The sequence below is a fragment of the Brevibacillus sp. NPDC058079 genome, from assembly GCF_042885155.1.
Lineage (GTDB): Bacteria > Bacillota > Bacilli > Brevibacillales > Brevibacillaceae > Brevibacillus.
This window is the reverse complement of sequence record NZ_JBHVSO010000016.1, coordinates 13,047-33,834: the sequence shown is the minus strand read 5'-3', so window position 1 is coordinate 33,834 and position 20,788 is coordinate 13,047. Positions and strand designations below refer to the sequence as shown.

General features: G+C 43.6%; 20 protein-coding genes and 1 tRNA gene. 7 read left to right on the top strand and 14 right to left on the bottom strand.

From position 1 onward, the window contains the following. Positions 1-123 precede the first annotated feature (123 nt). Positions 124-1,563 carry an N-acetylglucosamine-specific PTS transporter subunit IIBC gene (gene nagE / locus ACFVS2_RS30330; protein ID WP_173620787.1) on the top strand — a complete coding sequence of 480 codons (1,440 nt, stop codon included), beginning with the start codon at positions 124-126 and terminating at the stop codon, positions 1,561-1,563. Positions 1,564-1,581: 18 nt separating this feature from the next. On the opposite strand, the gene ACFVS2_RS30325 is transcribed toward nagE, so the two are convergent. Continuing rightward, positions 1,582-1,842: a hypothetical protein gene (locus tag ACFVS2_RS30325; RefSeq protein WP_390240193.1), complete on the bottom strand. Its 261-nt coding sequence runs from the start codon at positions 1,840-1,842 to the stop codon at positions 1,582-1,584. 13 nt (positions 1,843-1,855) lie between these two features. Beyond that, positions 1,856-2,068 carry a helix-turn-helix domain-containing protein gene (locus tag ACFVS2_RS30320; RefSeq protein ID WP_173620788.1) on the bottom strand — a complete coding sequence of 71 codons (213 nt, stop codon included), beginning with the start codon at positions 2,066-2,068 and terminating at the stop codon, positions 1,856-1,858. 166 nt (positions 2,069-2,234) lie between these two features. On the opposite strand from ACFVS2_RS30320, the gene ACFVS2_RS30315 reads away from it, so the two are divergent. Further along, positions 2,235-2,591, top strand: a complete 357-nt coding sequence (locus ACFVS2_RS30315) for a helix-turn-helix domain-containing protein (RefSeq protein ID WP_228088427.1) — start codon at positions 2,235-2,237, stop codon at positions 2,589-2,591. 103 nt (positions 2,592-2,694) lie between these two features. Here the strand turns inward: ACFVS2_RS30315 and ACFVS2_RS30310 are convergent, their stop codons facing one another. Beyond that, on the bottom strand, positions 2,695-3,042 hold the full coding sequence (locus ACFVS2_RS30310) for a winged helix-turn-helix transcriptional regulator (RefSeq protein ID WP_039960453.1): 348 nt from the start codon (positions 3,040-3,042) through the stop codon (positions 2,695-2,697). A gap of 197 nt (positions 3,043-3,239) precedes the next feature. On the opposite strand from ACFVS2_RS30310, the gene ACFVS2_RS30305 reads away from it, so the two are divergent. Further along, positions 3,240-3,650 carry a DoxX family protein gene (locus ACFVS2_RS30305; RefSeq protein ID WP_173620790.1) on the top strand — a complete coding sequence of 137 codons (411 nt, stop codon included), beginning with the start codon at positions 3,240-3,242 and terminating at the stop codon, positions 3,648-3,650. 67 nt (positions 3,651-3,717) lie between these two features. Here ACFVS2_RS30305 and ACFVS2_RS30300 read toward each other — a convergent pair whose 3' ends face one another. Then, positions 3,718-4,323: a hypothetical protein gene (locus tag ACFVS2_RS30300; RefSeq protein WP_390240114.1), complete on the bottom strand. Its 606-nt coding sequence runs from the start codon at positions 4,321-4,323 to the stop codon at positions 3,718-3,720. Positions 4,324-5,336: 1,013 nt separating this feature from the next. Between ACFVS2_RS30300 and ACFVS2_RS30295 the strand changes: the two genes are divergently transcribed. Next, positions 5,337-8,402 (top strand): type 2 lanthipeptide synthetase LanM family protein, encoded by a 3,066-nt coding sequence (locus ACFVS2_RS30295; RefSeq protein WP_390240112.1) that lies wholly within the window; start codon positions 5,337-5,339, stop codon positions 8,400-8,402. 39 nt (positions 8,403-8,441) lie between these two features. Continuing rightward, positions 8,442-10,616 carry a peptidase domain-containing ABC transporter gene (locus tag ACFVS2_RS30290; RefSeq protein WP_390240110.1) on the top strand — a complete coding sequence of 725 codons (2,175 nt, stop codon included), beginning with the start codon at positions 8,442-8,444 and terminating at the stop codon, positions 10,614-10,616. A gap of 136 nt (positions 10,617-10,752) precedes the next feature. On the opposite strand, the gene ACFVS2_RS30285 is transcribed toward ACFVS2_RS30290, so the two are convergent. Together ACFVS2_RS30285 and ACFVS2_RS30280 are read right to left on the bottom strand one after the other, a co-directional pair. Then, positions 10,753-11,934, bottom strand: coding sequence for a NupC/NupG family nucleoside CNT transporter (locus tag ACFVS2_RS30285; RefSeq protein WP_173620794.1), 1,182 nt, complete (start codon positions 11,932-11,934; stop codon positions 10,753-10,755). Between the two features lie 140 nt (positions 11,935-12,074). Next, a complete protein-coding gene (locus ACFVS2_RS30280) occupies positions 12,075-12,482 on the bottom strand; it encodes a RidA family protein (protein WP_173620795.1) in 408 nt (135 codons plus the stop codon). A gap of 102 nt (positions 12,483-12,584) precedes the next feature. Between ACFVS2_RS30280 and ACFVS2_RS30275 the strand changes: the two genes are divergently transcribed. Then, a complete protein-coding gene (locus ACFVS2_RS30275) occupies positions 12,585-13,163 on the top strand; it encodes a hypothetical protein (protein WP_390240108.1) in 579 nt (192 codons plus the stop codon). A gap of 51 nt (positions 13,164-13,214) precedes the next feature. Here the strand turns inward: ACFVS2_RS30275 and ACFVS2_RS30270 are convergent, their stop codons facing one another. Beyond that, on the bottom strand, positions 13,215-14,825 hold the full coding sequence (locus ACFVS2_RS30270; protein ID WP_390240106.1) for a hypothetical protein: 1,611 nt from the start codon (positions 14,823-14,825) through the stop codon (positions 13,215-13,217). Between the two features lie 187 nt (positions 14,826-15,012). On the opposite strand from ACFVS2_RS30270, the gene ACFVS2_RS30265 reads away from it, so the two are divergent. After that, positions 15,013-15,438: a DUF7832 domain-containing protein gene (locus ACFVS2_RS30265; RefSeq protein ID WP_390240104.1), complete on the top strand. Its 426-nt coding sequence runs from the start codon at positions 15,013-15,015 to the stop codon at positions 15,436-15,438. A 40-nt stretch (positions 15,439-15,478) separates the two neighbouring features. Here the strand turns inward: ACFVS2_RS30265 and ACFVS2_RS30260 are convergent, their stop codons facing one another. The 7 genes from ACFVS2_RS30260 to ACFVS2_RS30230 form a co-directional block, all read right to left on the bottom strand. Next, on the bottom strand, positions 15,479-16,018 hold the full coding sequence (locus ACFVS2_RS30260; protein WP_390240102.1) for a hypothetical protein: 540 nt from the start codon (positions 16,016-16,018) through the stop codon (positions 15,479-15,481). 136 nt (positions 16,019-16,154) lie between these two features. Beyond that, positions 16,155-16,231, bottom strand: a tRNA-Arg gene (locus ACFVS2_RS30255). Between the two features lie 73 nt (positions 16,232-16,304). Next, positions 16,305-17,333, bottom strand: coding sequence for a histidinol phosphate phosphatase domain-containing protein (locus ACFVS2_RS30250; protein WP_390240100.1), 1,029 nt, complete (start codon positions 17,331-17,333; stop codon positions 16,305-16,307). After that, the gene (locus ACFVS2_RS30245; protein ID WP_390240098.1) at positions 17,327-18,127 is read right to left on the bottom strand and encodes a DeoR/GlpR family DNA-binding transcription regulator; all 801 of its coding nucleotides are present in this window, start codon (positions 18,125-18,127) and stop codon (positions 17,327-17,329) included. The genes ACFVS2_RS30250 and ACFVS2_RS30245 overlap by 7 nt, the downstream gene beginning before the upstream one ends. Further along, entirely contained in the window at positions 18,111-19,130 is a 1,020-nt protein-coding gene (locus ACFVS2_RS30240) for an ABC transporter ATP-binding protein (RefSeq protein WP_390240096.1), read from the bottom strand. The genes ACFVS2_RS30245 and ACFVS2_RS30240 overlap by 17 nt, the downstream gene beginning before the upstream one ends. Beyond that, on the bottom strand, positions 19,130-19,918 hold the full coding sequence (locus tag ACFVS2_RS30235; protein WP_012683806.1) for an ABC transporter permease: 789 nt from the start codon (positions 19,916-19,918) through the stop codon (positions 19,130-19,132). Before ACFVS2_RS30235 ends, ACFVS2_RS30240 begins: the two co-directional genes overlap by 1 nt. After that, positions 19,915-20,760, bottom strand: a complete 846-nt coding sequence (locus ACFVS2_RS30230; protein ID WP_390240093.1) for an ABC transporter permease — start codon at positions 20,758-20,760, stop codon at positions 19,915-19,917. Before ACFVS2_RS30230 ends, ACFVS2_RS30235 begins: the two co-directional genes overlap by 4 nt. Positions 20,761-20,788: the final 28 nt, after the last annotated feature.

The window sequence follows — 20,788 nt, the reverse complement described above, 5'->3', positions numbered from 1 at the left end:
CTTTCAACACATCGATCAGAATGGTCTCTCTCCGGCTTATTCCTTGTGCCCTCATCATTTTGCCATTCATCCGGAGAGCGGCTTCCCTGATAAATTCATTCCATTCCAAGGAGGTTTTATCCTATGCTCGCTTTTCTGCAAAAGATTGGGAGAGCCCTCATGCTCCCGGTCGCAACGTTGCCAGCCGCAGCGATTTTGCAAAGCTTTGGTCTTCTCAAATTCGAGAAGGACCTCAATCTCGGCGCCTTTGGTGCATTCATGGACTCGTACATCGCTCCGCTTTTGGCTGCTGGCGGTGCAGCCATTTTTGACAACCTGGCATTAATCTTTGCTGTCGGTGTTGCCATTGGCTTGGCTGGAGATGCTGTTGCTGCTTTGGCCGCTGTCATTGCCTACGTCGTATTGACGAAAGTACTTGCAGCTGTTCCTGCTGCCATGCCTTTCATCGCGGATGATTTAAAACTGAACATGGGTGTCATCGGTGGTATTATGGCGGGTGGTATTGCAGCGTTTTTCTACAACCGCTACCATTCGATCAAGCTGCCAGAATGGCTAGGCTTCTTTGGTGGAAAACGCTTCGTCCCGATCATCACTTCTCTTTCCATGGTTGTCGTCGGCTTGATTTTTGGGATCATTTGGGGGCCGATCCAGATTGCCCTTGACTCATTGGGCTCTTGGATCGTAGGTCTCGGCGCAACAGGTTCTTTCTTGTTCGGATTCTTCAACCGATTGCTCGTTCCATTTGGTCTGCACCACGTACTCAATGCGATTGCCTGGTTCCAAATCGGTGACTTTACCGATGCGACAGGAAAAGTCGTACACGGCGACTTGCATCGTTTCTTTGCGGGAGACCCATCAGCAGGAATGTTTATGACTGGTTTCTATCCGATCATGATGTTCGCACTTCCTGGAGCGGCTTTCGCTATTATTCACTCAGCGCGCCCTGAAAAACGCAAAGTAGTTGCTTCTATGTTTATTGGTGCAGCTCTCGCTTCGTTCCTGACCGGGATTACCGAGGTAGTTGAATTTGCGTTCATGTTCGCTGCTCCACTCCTGTATTTTGTTCACGCGATATTGACGGGTGTGTCCGGGTATATCGTGACCTCTCTGGGTATCAAGCACGGCTTTGGATTCTCAGCGGGTCTGATCGACTACGGCATCAACTACCACCTCTCTACGAATGCTTGGATGATCATCCCGATTGGTCTGGCATTCGCCGTGGTCTACTACGCCCTGTTCCGTTTCCTTATCGTAAAGCTGAACCTCAAGACGCCAGGACGTGAGGATGACGAAGATATGACAGCTACAGCTAAGGGAAGGAACAATTCGATGCAGGATAAAGCGATCCAAGTGCTCACTCACATTGGTGGAAAAGAAAACATCGTTAGCGTAGACGCTTGCATCACTCGTTTGCGTCTCGTCTTGAAGGACGACAAGAAGGTCAATGACAAAGCTTTGAAGGACCTCGGTGCAGCAGGTGTTATGCGACTGGGTCAAGGAAGCGTGCAAGTCGTCTTCGGAACCCATTCGGAGCTGCTAAAAGAAGAGATCAGCAAGCTGTAACATATAACGAAAGCCCGGTCACGGCGAAGTCCGTACCGGGCTTTTTTCTGTTTCCTGAATGGGTAACGGACGCGACCCGGCATCATTCCCATCATGTGTCGTACTGTATGGGCATCGCGCGTTATTTTCCAACTCCCTTTCAAACATGACCAAGCGCTCGAGAAATCCCTCGCAAGCCGGCATACTCTGTGGCGCCATCATTTCAATTTCGTAAGCGACGGTCTTTCTCCATATTTCCAGCTGCCTTCTATTTGCCTCCCAAGCGTTCAAGCCCCCCACCCCTTTTGCTAAATCAGCAAACCAACCTAATAAAAAAATCAAGCATGTTACATCGTAGTTTTTTAGCCAACACTGGCAGATGATTAGCCTTGAAATCATATTCTCCCTTCTCGTACTTCAAGTATGTCGAGGCATTTCGAAACCCGAGTGCTTCCGCCATTTCTTGCAAGGTCAGTTTGCACTCATTACGTCTTTGCGCGATAAACGGGAGGTTGAGTCGTTCCACCAGCTATCTCCTCCTGATTTGCAAAAATGGCAAATATTTATAGTTACATCATATCCTTTCAATTTTAGCAAAGTCAATACAGATTTTGTCATATTAGCAATCTTGTTTTTTCCGTTTTGGAAAATTGTTAGAATGGAATTGCCAAAACGATAAAGGTGGTCTCACGATGTCCATAATTGGTCAACGCATAAAATGGCTACGCGAGCAAAAACAATGGTCACAACTTCAATTAGCTGAAAAGCTGGGCATACATAATACGGTACTTTCGCGAATCGAGTCAGGCGAAAAGAAAGGCGTCGATTTTCATCTGATCTCCAAAGTCGCAGATTTATTTGAAGTATCCACTGATTTTCTCCACGGGCGCACGGAGGAACCATCTTGGAAACGCGGTTCTGTCCGGGAAACACCAGCGACCTTCTTAGATGTCGATGGCCTGTCAGAGGACGAGCTGGTTGAGGTCAAGCGCCATATTGAATTTTTAAAGTGGAAGGCTTTGCAAGAAAAGAACGAAGACCCTTCTTGAAGATTTGAAGATTAACGGATAACAGAAAAACCCCTGTCTCCAGGGGTTTTCATCGTGGCAAGCGTCAGGCATACTCTCCTGATGCTTTTTTATATAGGCTGTGTTATTCTTCGCTGTCGTTAGCCATTTCGTCTGCATTCAACTCGATCCAGCTCTGCGACCAAGACTCAATTCCTTTGAGCACTGGAGTCAGAGCTTTCCCCATCTCCGTTAAGGAATACTCTACGCGGACAGGAGCAGAATCAGTAAACACCTGCCGATGCACGAGTCCTTCCTTCTCCAAATCCTTCAACCGCTCAGAAAGTAGCCTTCCGCTTACTGGCAGGGCCCCTTCCAATCCACAGAAGCGCTGTGGTCCCGACAACAACTGGTATAGGATTAGACCTGTCCATCGCTTCCCTAACAACTGCATACCTTTTTCGAACTTGGGACAGAGGGTAGACTGTTTCATAGGTATCACCTCATTCTCCCTCCAGTATACCGCTCTTTGTTCAATCCATCAAAACCAATGATGTGAATCCACCTTGAAAATTACACTTGCCAACTGTTGGGATTTTATTGAATCACTTGACTTAGGAAATTATTATTGTATACTTACTAACGAAAAGTAACTTTGTTACGCATTTAAATTTTCGGAGGGATTCATACATGTCTAATCGTTTTGAATGGAGCGCACTTATTCTACGTGTGATTGCTGGTCTTACTTTTGCCATTCACGGAGTGGCTAAATTCCAAATGGGGCTGGAGAATGTCGCTGGTTTCTTCGGGACCATGGGACTCCCTGCATTCATTGCTTATCTCGTTGCCTTCTTGGAGGTAGTAGGTGGTATTGCCTTGATTCTCGGTCTGGGTACTCGCGTGTTCGCAGGTGCGTTGTCTGTTGTCATGCTTGGTGCGATCTTTAAAGCCAAGCTCGCTGCCGGCTTCCTGGGCGGTGAAGGTGGCGCTGGTTATGAGTTGGATCTGGCCTTGCTTGCGATGTTGGTTTCTCTTGGTATCAGCGGCAGCTCCAAGTTCGCACTCGACGCTATTCTGTTTGGAAAAAGCTCGGTTGAGTAATGCCATTGTTAACGTATAAAAGCCAGTCTGAAGGTCATTTTCGAGCCTTCTGACTGGCTTTTTCTTTTTATTCTTTCTGCGGCGATTCCTCGATCATTTTTTTATTGATGATTCTTATTTTGTCTGCTGGTGATCGCTCGTCCTTTGCACTAATAAATACGGAGTTATTTCCCGCTTCAAAAAACATGACATAATCCTGATCGGCCATGCTCTTCTCTTCACTGACAGGCGCCCCCAGATTTTTACGGATTGTGTCCAGATTCGTTTCATTTAGATGAAGCCCAGCCAAATCAATTCCATACACGCGATCCTGGCCATCAAAATAAATGAGCGCACTCTCTAGCTTCTCAAAGACTTCATAGCGCCCGCCATCCCAATAATCTTGTTTCGTTACCTTGCCATATAGCGCAGAAACCTCATCCCGCTTCATCCCGATGTGGATATCGAAGCCACTGATCTCGTTTTTGGATAGCTGCTTTAAAAATTGATCGTCCAGAATAATTTGGCGCGCGGTAGCGGTTTGCTTCTCTTGCTTTTGGTCGCCCCCGCTATTTCCCGCCTCTTGCTGCTCAGTTACAGGCTGTTGTTTAGAATCTGTTGATACGCTCGTATCAGGTGAACAGCCTCCCACAATCAAACCTGCCACTACAGCCATACACACCCATTTTCTCATCCGACTTCATCTCCTCTTGAATGGTCTCATCGCAACCTAAGAAATATGAAAACTCATCTAATCTAACGTTCATTTTATCCAAATACAGAACAAGGTTTCCAAGAGGAATAGCACTATGATGCTAGAGTAGTTCTACTAGAAATGCAACTCAAAGCAGACTGACTAATAATACACTCCACCCTCATTTTTTTCAAAAGTGTCCCTGTTTTCAGAAAATACCTCCTTAAAAAGAAATGTTTCGAATTTATAGTTTATATTTACATTCTACTAAATTCATGTTATAAATTGTAAGTATTTCCATTTTTGAGTCGAAATTTGTAATATTGAAAATGTGCGCTTTCAGATTATTTTAAACACAGAATGAAGGCAGAGTATCTTTGTGAGCACTTCTTCTCTTTTATGGAGAAGAGATAATATATAGTGCTACTATCATGTAGAAAGGAAGTTGTATATGTCTAACAATGATCTACGTGCTCAGTATCGTTCTTCTGAGGGGAGAGCGAAGCAAGGATTTGTTTCGCCGGTTGGCGAAGTTGATGAGAAACAGTTGAAGGAAATGGTTGCAGGTAGTGTTGAAGCAAACTCCGTGGGAACTACAACCGGTAATATTATCTCATACGCGTTTGGTTGTTACACTTATAATGATAGTTGTAATCCACCGACTCCCACTCAAAGCCAATGCCTTACGTACCGCCCTGGTGATGTACCACAATGCTAGAAAATTATAAGTAATTAATCAGAAGTGAGATGGTGAAATGTTACCTTCTCACTTCTGATTGTAATGTGGGTTAATGAATAGTTTCTTTCCATAATGCGGTTTTAGATAATGAACCGTAATGTTCTAACTATTGAACAATTAATACTCAAAATGAATATTAATCCTAATCATCTTATTTCCAAGTCCAGCAAATAATCGTATGAGGTCGCCATGCAGAATGTGCGGCCTACATATGTCAAATATTCGATGATAAATAAATCTTTGGTACGAAATAAATATAGCAGGAGGGGACATTTTGGTTAAAGCTGCAAGAGATAGAGGGATTAGTGTAGATAGCGATGAGAATCTGAACCGAATATTAAGTGCCTCTCATGATAATGAGTTCATTGAAAAAGAACCTAATCCCATAATCCGTCCATTTCTAGCAGATTTTTGGCGCAATCTTCAGGAAGCTCTAAATAATGTTCATGCAGATATTATCGATGATTTTCAAGTTGAACAAGGGCTCATGCAAGCGTGTGTACAACGGTTGGCTTCATTGCAGTTCAAGACGACGACGTTAGAGATATCCATTGCTAGTCAGTTAGGTGATTTAACAGCTGAATCACCGAACGAGCGATATCAAGAGTATTTTAAACTGTTAGAAGATCCTCATCATTTAAGAGTATTCTTCGATACATACCCAGTGTTAGCTAGGTGCTTGACAGAACACACGTTAATGTTTAGCTCGTATGTACGTGAAATTATTGATCATTACCATTCAGATTGGATAAAATTCAAGTCGAAATTGGGAAATGGTTGCGAATATGATTGTCTAACTGGGATAGAGATTGGAGCAGGGGATACCCATAACACAGGTAAATCAGTTGCCATTTTAAAGTTTAACAGTGGTGCTAAACTAGTGTATAAACCCCATTCATTACGTATAGATGAATGTTATAGTGCTATGCTTGATTGGATTAATCAGAGAGGTTTGAAGTATTTATTGAGCAGTCCACATGTGCTCAATTGTGGAGCTTATGGATATCATGAGTTTATAAGCCACAATCCATGTCAATCCATTATGGAAGTAGAACAGTTCTATTATCGTCTAGGTGCATTATCGGCATTATGCTATACATGTGGGGCTACTGATTATCATTCTGAAAATATTATCGCAAATGGAGCTCAGCCGATATTAATTGATTTGGAGACCATATTTACTCCATTAACAGATACCCAATTGCATCAGGTGCTAGGGGAGCAAAATCAGCGAACGATATTCTCATCTCTAATGCTACCTGGAATTTATATTCCTAATGCACTATGGGATATTGATTTAAGTGCAGCAGGCGGTCGAGGTGGACAAAAGTCGCAGTTAATGAAGACTCAGCGTATTGAAAATGTTGGCACAGATGAAGCTTATTTGATTGACGACATATTTACGACTAATGAAAAACAAAATCGACCAATATTAAATGGCGAATATATGGACATCTCGATGTATACAAAGCATATGATCGAAGGTTTTTGTGATTTGTATCGATTATTACATACGCATCGCGATACTTTTGTTCGTGACATACTCTTACCGTATTCTGATGCGACTGGTCGTCATGTATTTCGGGCAACAGCCTTGTATGGAAAGTTTTTATCAGATAGTATGCATCCTGATTATTTACAGAATGAATCAGACCGCAATCGCTTATTAAAAATTATGGTGAATAACTCAACGTTTCCACCACCTGCTGTTATGGAATGTGAGTTGGAACAAATGCAGCGGCAAGATGTTCCTTACTTTATGTTCTCACTTAATAGTCGTGACTTATATGATATGAATGGAGTCTGTATACCCAATTTTTATCCGATGTCGATTATTGAGTTAATGGAACATTACCTGATGCAATTATCTGAAGATGATCTTAGTTTACAGCTACAATATTTGCGCTGGTCTCTATCCAGCTTGGAGGAAAGTGAACATTCTAGTGATGGTCATTCATACAATCAGCGTGCTGATATGTATAATCGCCATACTACAACACTAACCCAAGATGTAATACATAATGAGAATAGAATTACACAATTTCAGCAATATGCGACATCAATAGGTAATAGTATAATGCGTCGCATTGTCCAAACAGATGATAGTAATATTGCGTGTATTGGGTTTGCTATAGTTGGAGTAGAGGATAAATTTAAACCAACATGGTTAGACCACAATATGTATAGTGGTCTAGGTGGTTATGTGTTATATCTCGCTCAACTAGCTCATATCACTTGCGACCAGCAGTATCGGGAAATTGCACGACAGCTTTTGAATGCTATTCAGCCAAGTAAGCTGAAACTAGATGAAGCAAGCGAATTGTCCAATGAGATAACTATTTCGACCTCAGCTTATTTAGGTGAAAGTACAAATATTTATGCACTCATTTATTGTGGGTTGCTATGGAAAGATGATACCTTGCTAGAAAATGCCAAGAATAGGCTATCCGTATTGATGCGGGGAATAGAAAAAGAAACTCAGTATGATGTAATCAATGGTCTTGCAGGTTGTATGATCGTTATGCTTCGTATCTACGATGCTTTGCATGATGTAGAGTATTTACATGTGGCACAAGCGGCCGGGGAACGCCTCTATACATTAATGGAGGAATTGAATTTTGATGCTGGCTCGAAAATATACCCTGATGGACTGACTAACCAACATGTAGTCGACAATGACAGCACGACGAGTGGGCAAATATTGTTGACGGGTTTATCTCATGGTGCATCCGGGTTAGCATGGGCGTTTACATGGCTTGCTAGATTAAGTGATAACCATAATAATCATTCAAGCTGTGAACAGTATTTGAAAATGGCGAATAGATTGCTCATATATGAAAATCATTACTATTCGGAAATTGAACAAAACTGGAGAGACTTGCGCTCTACAGATAGACATGAATATGCTAACTTTTGGTGTCATGGTGCTCCAGGTATCGCACTTGCTCGCGCAGAGATTATGCATCATCTTGAAGCAATGAATCTCCTACATGCACAAGAGTGGGAATTTGTTACTCAAGACTATAAGAATGCACTGCAGACTTTGTTGAATCGTGGGAATACATATAATAGTTTTTGCTTGTGTCATGGCATATTAGGAAATGCTGATATTTTGCTACACGTAAGTAAACTGATGAATGATCCTAATCTAGTGGATATTGCAAATGATTGGGCATTGAGAGCAATTGAAGATTATGAGTCATATAAGTCATCTGACCACTTAATTGCAAGATTGGAGTGTGATGGATTGATGACAGGAACTGCTGGGATGGGATACGAATATTTACGATTGTTAGATAATCGGGTGCCTTCAATACTTGCATTTGAATTGCCACGATAACTGTCGTGTTATCGTTTGTTGGATATGGAGATGATCGGTATGAATGATGAGAGGCAAGATAAACAAGATCACCGATGGCGCGTACCATTCATTGAACAGATGCAGCAAACGGAGTGTGGGGCTTGCTGTTTGGCAATGATCATGCATTACTATAAGAGTAGCATAAGTATGTATGATTTACGTGAAGCGCTAGGCAGTGGACGTGATGGGACTAGTTTGTTTCAGTTGAAGAAGACAGCAGAACAGCTTCAGTTTACAGCAAAATGTTATCAGTCAGATTTGGCATTGTTAGAGACTTTACAGTTACCATCTATTATTACTTGGGATGAACATCATTACGTAGTTTTGGAGCGAATCAAACATAAGAAAGATTCAAGCGAGAAGAAGTATACGATTATTGACCCTGCTATAGGACGCAAGCATTTGAATGAAGAATCCTTTATGAGCCACTTTCATGGCTACGTTTTAGAACTTAATCCAACGGCAAACTTCGAGCGTGTAAAGACAGCCAATGTCTGGGCTACTATGTTCAGACTTATCCTTCAGAATAAACAATTGTTCGTTCTGGTATTTTTAGTAACTGCTGTCTTACAATTGTGTGCCATCGCAATGCCAATATTAATTCAGCAATTGATCGACAAGGTGATTATGCCTGCAAATACTACGATGATGAGTGTTATGGCACTGGGTATTCTCATCATGTTAGTCACCTCATCTTTGTTTACCTATATTCGGGGCAGAGTACTTATTACCATGCACAATGTTTTGGATTCGTTGTTACAGATTAATTTTTTTCAACATTTGCTGAAACTCCCCTATAGCTTCTTTATGCTTCGTTCTATAGGAGATCTGTTATTTCGGGCTAACTCGTTGAATATGATACGTGAACTTATTTCTGGAAGTATCATTCGTGGGGTATTAGATGTATTGATGTTAATCGCTCTTTTCATATATATGTCGATACACTCTACTTCCTTGGCATTGTTAGTTGTTGCTTTATCATTAATCAATATTCTTGCAGTTGTATTTACTAAGAAGATAATCGCTGAATGGAATCAGCGTCAGATTCTTGCAGGAACTAATGTACAATCGGTGCAAACGGAGATGCTATTGGGGATATTTCATATTAAGACGAGTGGTATTGAAGAGAGTATGTTTGAGAAGTGGCGACATCATTTCAAAAACTTACTTGATATTTATCGCAGTAAAGAACGGATTACAAACGTACTAGTGACAATGACAAGTCTACTACAGCTAGCAGCACCGCTTATCATATTGTGGTTGGGTGCATATCATGTCTTTGATGGAGTCATATCACTAGGAATGCTTATTGCGATTCAATCCATAGCAAGTCAGTTTTTTGGAGTAAGTGGTAGTTTGGTCGGGACAGTTAACAGCTTTATTCTCACAACTTCATATTTAAAACGTGTTCAAGATGTACTTGATGCTCCAACTGAACATTATGATGGCAGACAAAAAATAGAATTGACAGGGAAGATTGAATTAGAAAATGTATCCTATGCATATTCGAAGTTCTCTGATCAAACATTGTGTGATATTAGTCTGCACATTAAGCCTGGTCAGAAGGTGGCGATTATTGGTCAATCTGGTGCAGGAAAGTCGACTTTAGTCAATCTGCTGATTGGTTTATTTGAACCAACAGCTGGTCGCATTTGCTATGATGGCATAGATTCACAAAATTTAGATATGCAGCATATACGGAAGCAGATTGGTACTGTGCCCCAGAGTATTTACTTATTTAATCGCAGTATCCTAGATAATATTCGATTTTCTGCACCTGAAGCAACAATAGAAGATGTGATGGAGGCAGCAAAAGCTGCTCAAATTCATGATGAAATCATGCAGATGCCGATGAAGTATCATACCATGATAAGTGAAATGGGGATGAATCTATCAGGTGGTCAACGGCAACGGATTGCATTAGCGAAGGCACTGCTAACGAAACCGACAGTCTTATTGCTTGACGAAGCCACAAGTTCACTTGATCATTTAAACGAAGAGAGAATTGATCGTTATTTGTCTGATATTGCATGCACACGCATCGTTATTGCTCATCGCTTAACTACCGTGATGAATAGTGATGTTATTCTTGTATTAGACCAAGGACGCATCAGTGCTATAGGGACACATGAACAATTATTGGAGAAGTCAGCTTATTATCGACGCTACTATGGTGATCTAGCCGCAGTGTGAATACTTAAAAAGGGCTGTCTAGGAAGTGAGATGCTCCCCTTTAAGTAGACAGGTGAAATAATAAAGCCTGCTATTGAAGGGGGGGTTTTTCATGCCTAAAGTACAATACAAAAAAAGACCCCGGAAAGGGTCCCCTTCACACCACAATGCTGATGATAATCCCTGACAAAATGCTGACGAGTGTTGCCCCATACAACAGCTTCAGTCCAAACCGGGCGACGACATTTCCTTGCCTTTCATTCAAGCCTTTTACCGCGCCAACAATTGTCCCGATCGAGCCAAAGTTTGCAAACGAGATCAAAAACACTGACACGATGGCGACCGTTCTTTCGCTTAACTGACCTTGAATTTTCGTAAAGTCGAGGATGGCGACAAACTCGTTCGCCACTATTTTAGTGGCCATGATACTTCCCGCTTGTACGGCTTCGTGCCAAGGAACCCCCATGAGAAAAGCGAGGGGAGCAAAGGCATACCCTAACAACGCTTGGAACGAGATACCGAATACCGCACTGAATAACCCGTTCACCATCGCAATGATTGCAATAAATCCGAGCAACATCGCGGCCACGACTACGGCTACTTTAAATCCATCCAGAATGTACTCCCCGAGCATTTCAAAGAAGGCCTGTCTCTCTTCTTTTTCTTGATCGAGCAAATCATCTTCCGGCTTCACTTCATACGGCGTAATAATGGAAGCAATGATAAAACCACCAAATAAATTGAGTACCAACGCAGCTACTACATACTCCGGTTTGAGCATGGTCATGAAGGAACCCACGATCGACATAGACACGGTGGACATCGCAGAGGCGCACAATGTATACAGCCTGTTTTCGGGTATAGCACCAAGCTGCTTTTTCACGGTAATAAACACTTCGGACTGCCCGACGATCGCTGAGGCAATCGCATTATACGACTCCAATTTTCCCATACCATTCACTTTGCTCAACACAAGTCCTACATAATGAATAAATAAAGGGAGGATCCTCGTGTATTGCAGAATCCCTATCAGTGCGGATACGAACACAATGGGCAGCAACACTTGTAAGAAAAATGGCGATGCACCCGGATTCGCAATGCCACCAAAAACAAAATTGATCCCCTCGTAAGCATACTCCAGGAGTACAGAAAAACTGCTGGCAACTCCTGATATTAAAATGAGTCCAATATTGGTTCGCAACAGCAGCAAGCCAAACACGATCTGAATCAGAATCATGATGAGGATAGGACGATACCGAATACGTTTTTTATTACTACTTGCCAGCCAAGCAAGCAAAAATACCGTGATCAAACCTATACCTGCGATGATATAATTCATGCAACCAACTCCAATAGCAAAAGATTTAGAGCCGACACGTACCATTGCCGATCCGCTTATCTCGCTCCATAATCTTCCCAAAAGAGCACAAAAAAACCCTCCTGAACGATGAATAATCGAACAGAAGGGGGATGAGACAACTATATATCTGCCACGGCGATAGCCTCAATCTCAATCAACAACTCGTCCCTGATGAGTTTGCTCACTTCAACGGCAGAGCTCGCTGGTGGGGTTTCTGTATTCACATACTGATCTCGAATCTCACGGACAATGTGCATCTTGGAGATGTCGGTCACGAAAAAAGTCAATTTCACCACATGATCAAAGCTGACTCCTGACGCTTCTAACGCGAATCGGATATTTTCGAAAACTTGTTTCGTCTGTGCAGCTAAATCACCTGTGCCGACCACTTGGCCTTCCTTGTTGAGGGCCACCTGACCCGATACATAAATCGTCCGTGCATTTCGAACCTCCACCGCATGGGTGTAGCCAAAAGTAGGTGGCATTGTTTCAGGGTTAATGAATGTGATTCGCTTATCATTCTGCATCCGACATGCTCCCTCCTATTAACAATTGTTGGTAAACCATTCTATCATACCCGAAAAATTCTGACCATTCTTCGAGTTTTCAAAGAAAGAGAGGAAAGCCTCATGATTATTACATGTGATGCTTACTGCAACATGGGCTATATTTATTTGCAGCAACCCGATAAGGAAATGATAGATTATCAAAAGGAGAAGGATAACAAGATTAGCCGTTATGTCGATCCTTCCTTGTTGCACATCCCGTTAGTCGTTGATTTCAACAGGGGAAAGCTGTTAGATGACATGCGTTTATCCACGAAAACGTACGAGAAGGCGGTTGACGATGAGATCGATGAGGAATACCAGAACGATCTCGATGAGCAAGGCTACATGACAGGGATTGAACTGAATTTATCCAAAGACAAGCTGGTTCACTTGTTAGAAAATAAAGCGTTTGTGGTTTATCGCACTGAGTGGAAAGGTCTACCCTCTCACCTGGTTACATTGGATGTGGATCACAAAGTCTTTGATTCGAGCAATGTGATTTATCCTCTGAATGAGAAGCAGGATGCGTTCGTGATCATTGAAGTTATGGGAGAGTATCAAATTGGGTTAGTGAAGGCGTTACTAACAAGAAGAAATGATTTATATCCCGTCGAGTACTTGTTGGCTCCGCAGTTTATTTTAAGTGAGTATACGTTATAGAATGGAATGAATAACCCGTCTCCAGCTAAGCTGAGTACGGGTTTTTGCTTATCAATGGTTGTTTTTAAATTGATCAAACAGCCCGCTTCCAGAGCTTTTCGGCTGTTCTTTTTTGTTTGCGGCTTCAAATTGCTGAAACAGTCCGCCGTCATACTTCTTTTTTTCTTCTACTCTTATTTCTTTCTTTTTAGGTAGGGGCTGTTGAATCGGTGTTCTTTCAGGCTTTACAGGATTTACGGGCTTTACAGGCTTTACAGGCTTTACAGGCTTTACATTCTTTTTCTTTCTCGTACTTTTCGTATTTTTCGTAATGATCTTGTTAGGAGGTTGCTTCTTCTTCTTTCTTTTTCTAGTCATATACCAATAGGATAAAGGAAAAATACCGAGCATAATCGCACCGGCTGTAATCAAATACAGCTTCCAGATCGATTGCCTTTTCTCTTCTTCTTGTTTTTCTTTCCGCATCTTTTGGACAACCTGTTCAAAATCGCGAACTTTATAATCTTCTTGAACAGACGACAGGTTCTTTACAAACCCAACCGAACGGCTTCCATAATAGATAAAATGTCGCGGGGCATTGTTCACTGTCATCTGATATATGTATCCTGTCGGGACCCCTGAATCTTGGATTTTTTCTTCGATCTCTCCCATAAGATCAGAAGAAGTCGGATCAATCATTTGGTCATATTCCAAAACTTCATAGTTCTTAAGTTCTTTTTTTCCTACTAACTGAACATTTTCTTCATTGTTAAACAGAAAATACCTCGGAATTCTATTGATATTCTTCCGGTAGACTTTGTTTTTGGGGAAATTATGCAAGGCCATTTGGTTGCTGTGCATTTCCAGTGTCTGCTCTGACAGCAGTACCTCTTCTGCTTCTATAATGGGGAGGTTTTTCTCTAAGGCTTCATATTTAGGGAGCCAGTGAATGATACCATCTGGGTCTAAAAACAAGTAAATATCCTGATATTGAAAGGATGCCACATAGATTTGATCCGTTGGCAGGCTATTAAGATAAAACTCTTTTTCAAATGGTGTTGGATCGAAATTGTATGGGATGTTAAATACTGTTGCCCCATTTATCTCACTCTCATCTACCTCTTCTAACTGTCCGTTATTATGTACGGTAAAGTATAGGGGACCATTATGAGTTGGGTCACCCCAAATGGTCGTTTGATAATATTGATTCGGTTGTAAATGGTATGGTCCAATACCGCTATCGATTTGGATTAAGAGTTCGGACCGCTTGATTCTTTCCTCTTCCGCAGCGGCTTCTTCGCTCGTCTCCTCTTCTTGGCTTGAATCTTCTTCCACGTTTTCTTCATCATCATCGTCATCGTCATGCTTTTTGATTTTAACCGGCTTGGATGATTTGAAACCGCTTGAAGGCTTTGCGCTTTTTATCGAGGAGCTTGAACTTTTGCTGGTTGAGCCTGAGCTTTTTCCTGAAGAGTACGAGCTTCTGCCGGACGAATATGAGCTGGTACTCGATGATCCTGAACTTTTGCCAGACGAATATGAGCTTGTACTAGACGAACCTGAGCTTCTGCCTGAACTACTGGAGCTAGATGAACTTGAGCCTCTAGATGACGCAGGCTCTACAGGAAGGATTACTAGACTAATCATTACAGCGCTAAGAAAATAGGCAAGCAATTTCCGCATGAAATATGACCCCTCTATGAACCAACCAATGGTTCTCTCTATATAACAGTTAAATACTACCACTTCGCATCACGGCAATGCTACAAAATTCCTACCCTTCCTTCTTCATCCTCTTTTGGCTTTTTACGATTACATTTATCCTGTATAATTTTTGAAAAACGGGCAAATAGAAAGAGAGGATTCGCTAGTGACAACCGTATACGATAAGGCGAAATATCATTACGAAAACTTTGAGGAGGATCTGCCTCAAAAACAGGCATACGTACATACAGGTTTTTTCATCGGCTGGTTGATTGAAAATGATATGGTTAGTGAAGATTTTAATAAGAGTTTCGAAAACCTCATCGCTGATTTTAAACAAAGGAAGATTACAGGCCCTGAAGTTTATGAGAAGACAGGTGGAGTATTTGCAAAAGACATGCTGACTGAAGAAGGAAACCAGTTCGCGATGTTTTACTTCGATTTCGATACGGGGGAGTATCGCTATCATTATCTAGAAGCGTTTGATTGTGAGCCAAGTGTGTATCACGTGGACGATACTTGGGAGAATTACGATCATATCAAAGATTGGATCGACAATGAGTACGAGTACTGGTGCGAGAAAAATGAATAAGACCGCGTGATTACGCGGTCCTTACAGTTAAGTCGCTATCTTATTTCTTCAGGATGAAATCAGACATGACTGCCTTTTCCCATTGGATTCCTTTTGGACTCACATTGGTGTAAAGCGTTATGGAGTCCGCATCTTCAACTACGGCTTTCAAATGAAAGTTCATGTCCTTGGGTTGCAAATATTCATCATACAGCTGTTGGTAGTTGGGATCGTTTTTTTCTTTTGCCGCTTTGATGTAGTCCACGGTATCAGGGTCTTTCTCAAAGTTTTTGTATTTCACTTGATACCCGAATGTCGCTTCCACTTTTCCGTCAACTGTCTTCTCTTCATAATCTGATACGGTAAACTCTACAAGCTCATAGTAGGGGGAGAAAGCTTTTTTGCTCTCCTCTTCCATATAGCTTGCGATTTGGATATAGCTTGTAGAGCTGTCGACCGATTGTTTCTGTTCTGTGCCAGCATTCGTCACTTCTTTTGCAGGTGGCGCGGCAGTCTGATTTTGTACGACCGTATCTGAGCTGCAACCACTGAAGAAAATAGCGAAGACCATGCCTATGATCACTTTTTTCAAAGGAAACACCCCTTATCTCGTTCATTTTTTGCTACAAGTAATACGTTCAAGACATGTTCTTTGTCTCCGTATTTTCCAAAATAAACGATCAGGGACGTATGCATAAAAAAGAAAAAACCTTGATACATCAAGGCTTTTCCTTCAATGGCGTCCCCGAGAGGATTCGAACCTCCGACCTACAGTTTAGGAAACCGTTGCTCTATCCTGCTGAGCTACGGGGACAAGTATGATCACCTACTTTCTTATTATATGTGTATATCCAATTTTCGGCAAATCCTATCCGTTCCAGTTCATGTCAGCAGCTCTCGTCTGGAATAGCTGATGCATAACGAATTGGCTTCATGATCCGTTGACGACCGCAAAAAGTGGCAATCTCCGTTCCCCCCATTGAATGGAGGATCTCCAGATTCGCCGCCACGTATCTCCCAATATCGTCGGGAAAGTGTGCGTCGGACGAGAGTGTCAGTGGAACACCATGCGCCACCAAAACGTCGAGGAAAGCAGGACTGGGGCACATTTCCTGAACGGGATAGCGGTAATACAGGCCCGCATTGATTTCGGTCGCTGTATCCGTTTCTTTCAAAGCAGTTGCGATTCGGTGGTAATAGGGAACAAGCACCGATTCCTCTGGACGATAGGAGAATACTTTCAGATTGTCCAGATGGGCAACAAAATCAAACAAGTTGCTCCTAATCATGGAGTCAACTGTGTGGAAAAAGTCCGCGTATAGCTGTTTCAGGTCATGCTGCTCAAACAGATGGCGAGTCTCAGGATTGTCAAAGCCCCATCCTTGCAAAAAATGAACAGAACCGATCACATAATCCCACGAAGCACCTGCCAGCAAGCTCTCCAATTCTACTTCCCCGCCGATAAAGTAATCCGCTTCGATCCCCAGCCGCAACTCCACACCGCTTGCCGACCAACGCTGCTTTGCTGCCTCAATGGCGACACAAAAGTCGCTAAGGCTCTCGGTGCATACTTGATCAAGCCATGTGCGCTGCAAGCGACCCAAATCGGTGTCACCCAGCTCCATATACCGTTCAAAGTAGGGACGGGCTTCACGAAAGCGGTATAAATGATCGACAATCCCCACTTCCTTCAAGCCTTTGTTTAACGCCTCACGTAAATACAGATCAATCCATGACGGGTCATATGCCCCAAGAGACATCCGGTTATTTAATCGCGCAAGACTGTCCAGCAGCCAGGCACGGGTATGTCGAGGTTCAGATAACGGATAAAAGTGGTCGAGGGCAGCATTGGTACGGTCGAGCCAACGCAATGAAAAAGGCCCTTCTTCCAGATGAAGATGATAGTCGATCAGCATATGAAGTCTCTCCTTCCCGGATGTTCGCTTATCCAGGTAGTTTGCATGCCAGACGAAAGCCATTCATCCGGCATCGGCTGGTCACAAACAACCGCGCTGACATCCTTCCAGCCGCAAATACGAAAAAATTGCGTTTGGCCGATCTTCGATGTGTCTCCCAATACATAGACTTGCTCCGCCCGCTGTATCATCATGGTCGAGCACAGCGTTTCTTCCATGTCATAATCGGTGAAGCCATCAGCCGTAATTCCTCCACAGGAAATAAAAGCTTTATCAAAATGAAAACGAGAGAGCTGCTCGCAGGTAAACGCCCCAGCAACTGATTTTTGGGCCGGATGGGTCAGCCCCCCCAGCATAATTACCTGACCGTTGAATTGATTGGCTTCCAACAGCTCGTTTAGTAGAGAAGCGGCGGGGAGCGAGTTCGTGACAATCGTTAATTGGTTGAGACCCTTTATAGCACGTGCCAATTCCAGTGTTGTCGTCCCGACATCGAGCGCGATGGTATCCCCATCAGACAAAAGTTCAGCCGCTATTTGCCCAATTTTCGTTTTTGCCGTCTGTTGGATCGCCTGTTTCTTTTCAAAGTGCGGCTCACGCTTCGCCAAATGATAAGGGATTGCTCCTCCGTACACTCGCTTTAACAAACGTTGCTGTTCCAAATGGTCCAGATCACGTCGTATTGTCTCCGGTGTTACTGACAGGTTTTTTGCCAGACTCATCACCTGAATTTTACCGTGGCGGTTCAATTCGTCGAGAATCACTTGCTGTCGTTCTTCAGGCAATAGTGTCATAAAGCGGAATCACATCCTTGGGACTTACATACAATGTTTTTGTTGCACCTATCTGCTCCTGCTCGAAAGACAGGTGAAGAGTGTCCACCAGTACAGGAACATCACCAATGTTCAGTTCGTAACGGGAAATGTTGCCGAGCATGGTTACTTGAGCGATATTCCCGGTCAAGCAGATGTCCTCTCCAGTCAAAGGCTGTTCGCGAAACGTCTCGGGACGGATTGCGAAACGCTCAACTGCCGGATGAGACAAATGAGGCGCGATTTGGCTAAGCTGTTCGGCAGTCAACACGTTGTAATTGCCAATGAAGCGAGCAACAAATTCAGAACGAGGTTGCGTGTAAATCTCTTGAGGACTGCCGTGCTGAACGATTCGTCCACCATTCATGATGTAGATGCGGTCACTGACAGCCATGGCTTCTTCCTGATCGTGAGTAACCAGCACAGTCGTCATGTTTAACTCACGTTGAATTGTGCGTAGCTGCTTTTGCAAATTTTTACGAATCTGGGCATCAAGCGCACTAAGCGGCTCATCCAGCAGAAGCACTTTTGGCCGGGTGACCAGAGAACGGGCGAGTGCCACACGCTGCTGCTGGCCGCCAGACAATTCACGTGGGTAAGCCTGCTCCTTTCCCACCAATCCCACCAGCTCAATCATTTCCTGGACACGTAGCCGAATCTCCGTTTTCGAGATTTTGTTCATTTCCAGGCCAAAGGCAATGTTTTGACTGACCGTAAGATTGGGAAAAAGCGCATACGATTGAAACACCATGCCGATCTGTCTGTTTTTTGGCGACACGTCCGTTACATCTTTGCCGTCAATGTAGATCATGCCCGTATCAGGAGCCGTCAAACCACTGAGGATGCGTAGCAGCGTACTTTTGCCACACCCGCTAGGGCCAAGCAAGGTAACCAGCTCGCCTTTTTCAATCGCAAGATCGAGTTGCTGCAACACATGTTGACCGTGAAAGGTTTTGGACAAGTGTTCGATTTGGACGTAACTCATCAGGGGACCTCCTTGCGTGCGAAGCTTCGGCGCGTGAATTTTACAACCAGGCCAGTGATAATAGCCATCAGGACAAAATAAGTGACCGTAATCGCGCTGGCGACGTGTCCACTTGACGATAGCTTGGCGTATAGATACATCTGCAGGGTTTCGTATCTTCCACCCACCAGGATGTTAATCAAAACGAATTCACCAAACAAAATGGAGAACGACAAGAGTGAGGACACGAAAATTCCAGACATGATATTCGGAACGATAATCCGTACGAATGCCTGCCAGTGGCTCGCACCCAATAGCTCAGCTGCCTCCATCAACGAACGTGCCTGCATGGCAAGCAGGCTGTTGCGCGTTCCCTGATAAAGATACGGAAGCAAACCGACCAAATACGCCCCGGCTGTGATGATGACCATTGGAATTCCGTTTCCTGAATAAGTACGGATCAATCCGACCGCCATAATGACACCCGGAACGGCATAGGTCAGCATCACCAAAATCTGAACCAGCCTCTCCATCCGGGGAGCGTAGACGATAATGGAGAATACAGCAGGAACAATAATGACGACGGCAACGACAGTCGTCAGAAAGCTGAGCAGAAAAGAACGCCCGAACGCCTGCAAGAATCGGGGATCGGCATACAGCTCCGCAAACCATTTTCCTGTGAGTCCTTCTGGCAAAACTGTGCTGTTCCACTCTGTTGCCAGTGAGTAAAGGATGGTAGCAGCTACTGGCAAAAACAAATACAGCATGACCAACGCAAACGACAAGGATGGCAAACTGATCCGCTTCAAGACAAATCCCTCCGAATCTTCCGCGTCAGCCACTCGTTCACGAGTAAGGCTCCGGCAAGCGTCAGGCCGAGCAGTACTGCGAGAGCGCTACCCAGCTCGGGTCTGGCAAAAATGTCGCCAGATACTAGCGCGCCAATCCGAATGGGCACCAGATTGTAGTTACTCCCGGTTAGCGCGTAGGCTGAAGCATAGGCACCCATTGCATTGGCAAACAGAATGCTGAATGTGCCAACGATGCCTGGAAGCAGTACTGGAAACCCGATTCTCAGCCAAAACTTCCATGGACTTGCCCCAAGCAGCTCGGCCGCTTCCATCCATTGGTTTTGAATGGCGTTGTACAGGGGATACAAAAGCATTACCGCCAGGGGCAGTTGAAAATAAATATAAACAAGCGTCAAGCCGCTCCACGAATACAGAGTAAAGGACTGTCCAAAATCAATCCCCAGTTGCTTCGCGAGCAAAACAAACAATCCACTGTTTCCCAACAGGACAATAAAAGCAAAAGCGAGCGGAATCCCCGCAAAATTGGAGGTTAGATTGGTAATGACAAGCACTCGCTGTTGCAGAGCCTGTGGAAAACGGGTAATCGCATAGGCGGCGAAAACAGCAACGACGATTCCAATGAGAGCAGACAGGAACGAGATGAGCACGCTGTTCTCAAAAGCCTGCAAGTAATACGGATTTGAAAAAATTTCACGATAGTGACTCATGGTAAAACCGCCGCCCCCCTCGGCCTGAAAGCTCCCTCCAATCATGGAAAGCAACGGGACGAGAAGAAACAGAGCGATCATTGCAAAGAACGGAATCGTCGTGACCCAAAACATACTGACAAATCGTTTCATCGCAAAAGCTCCTTTCTTAGAGGAAAAG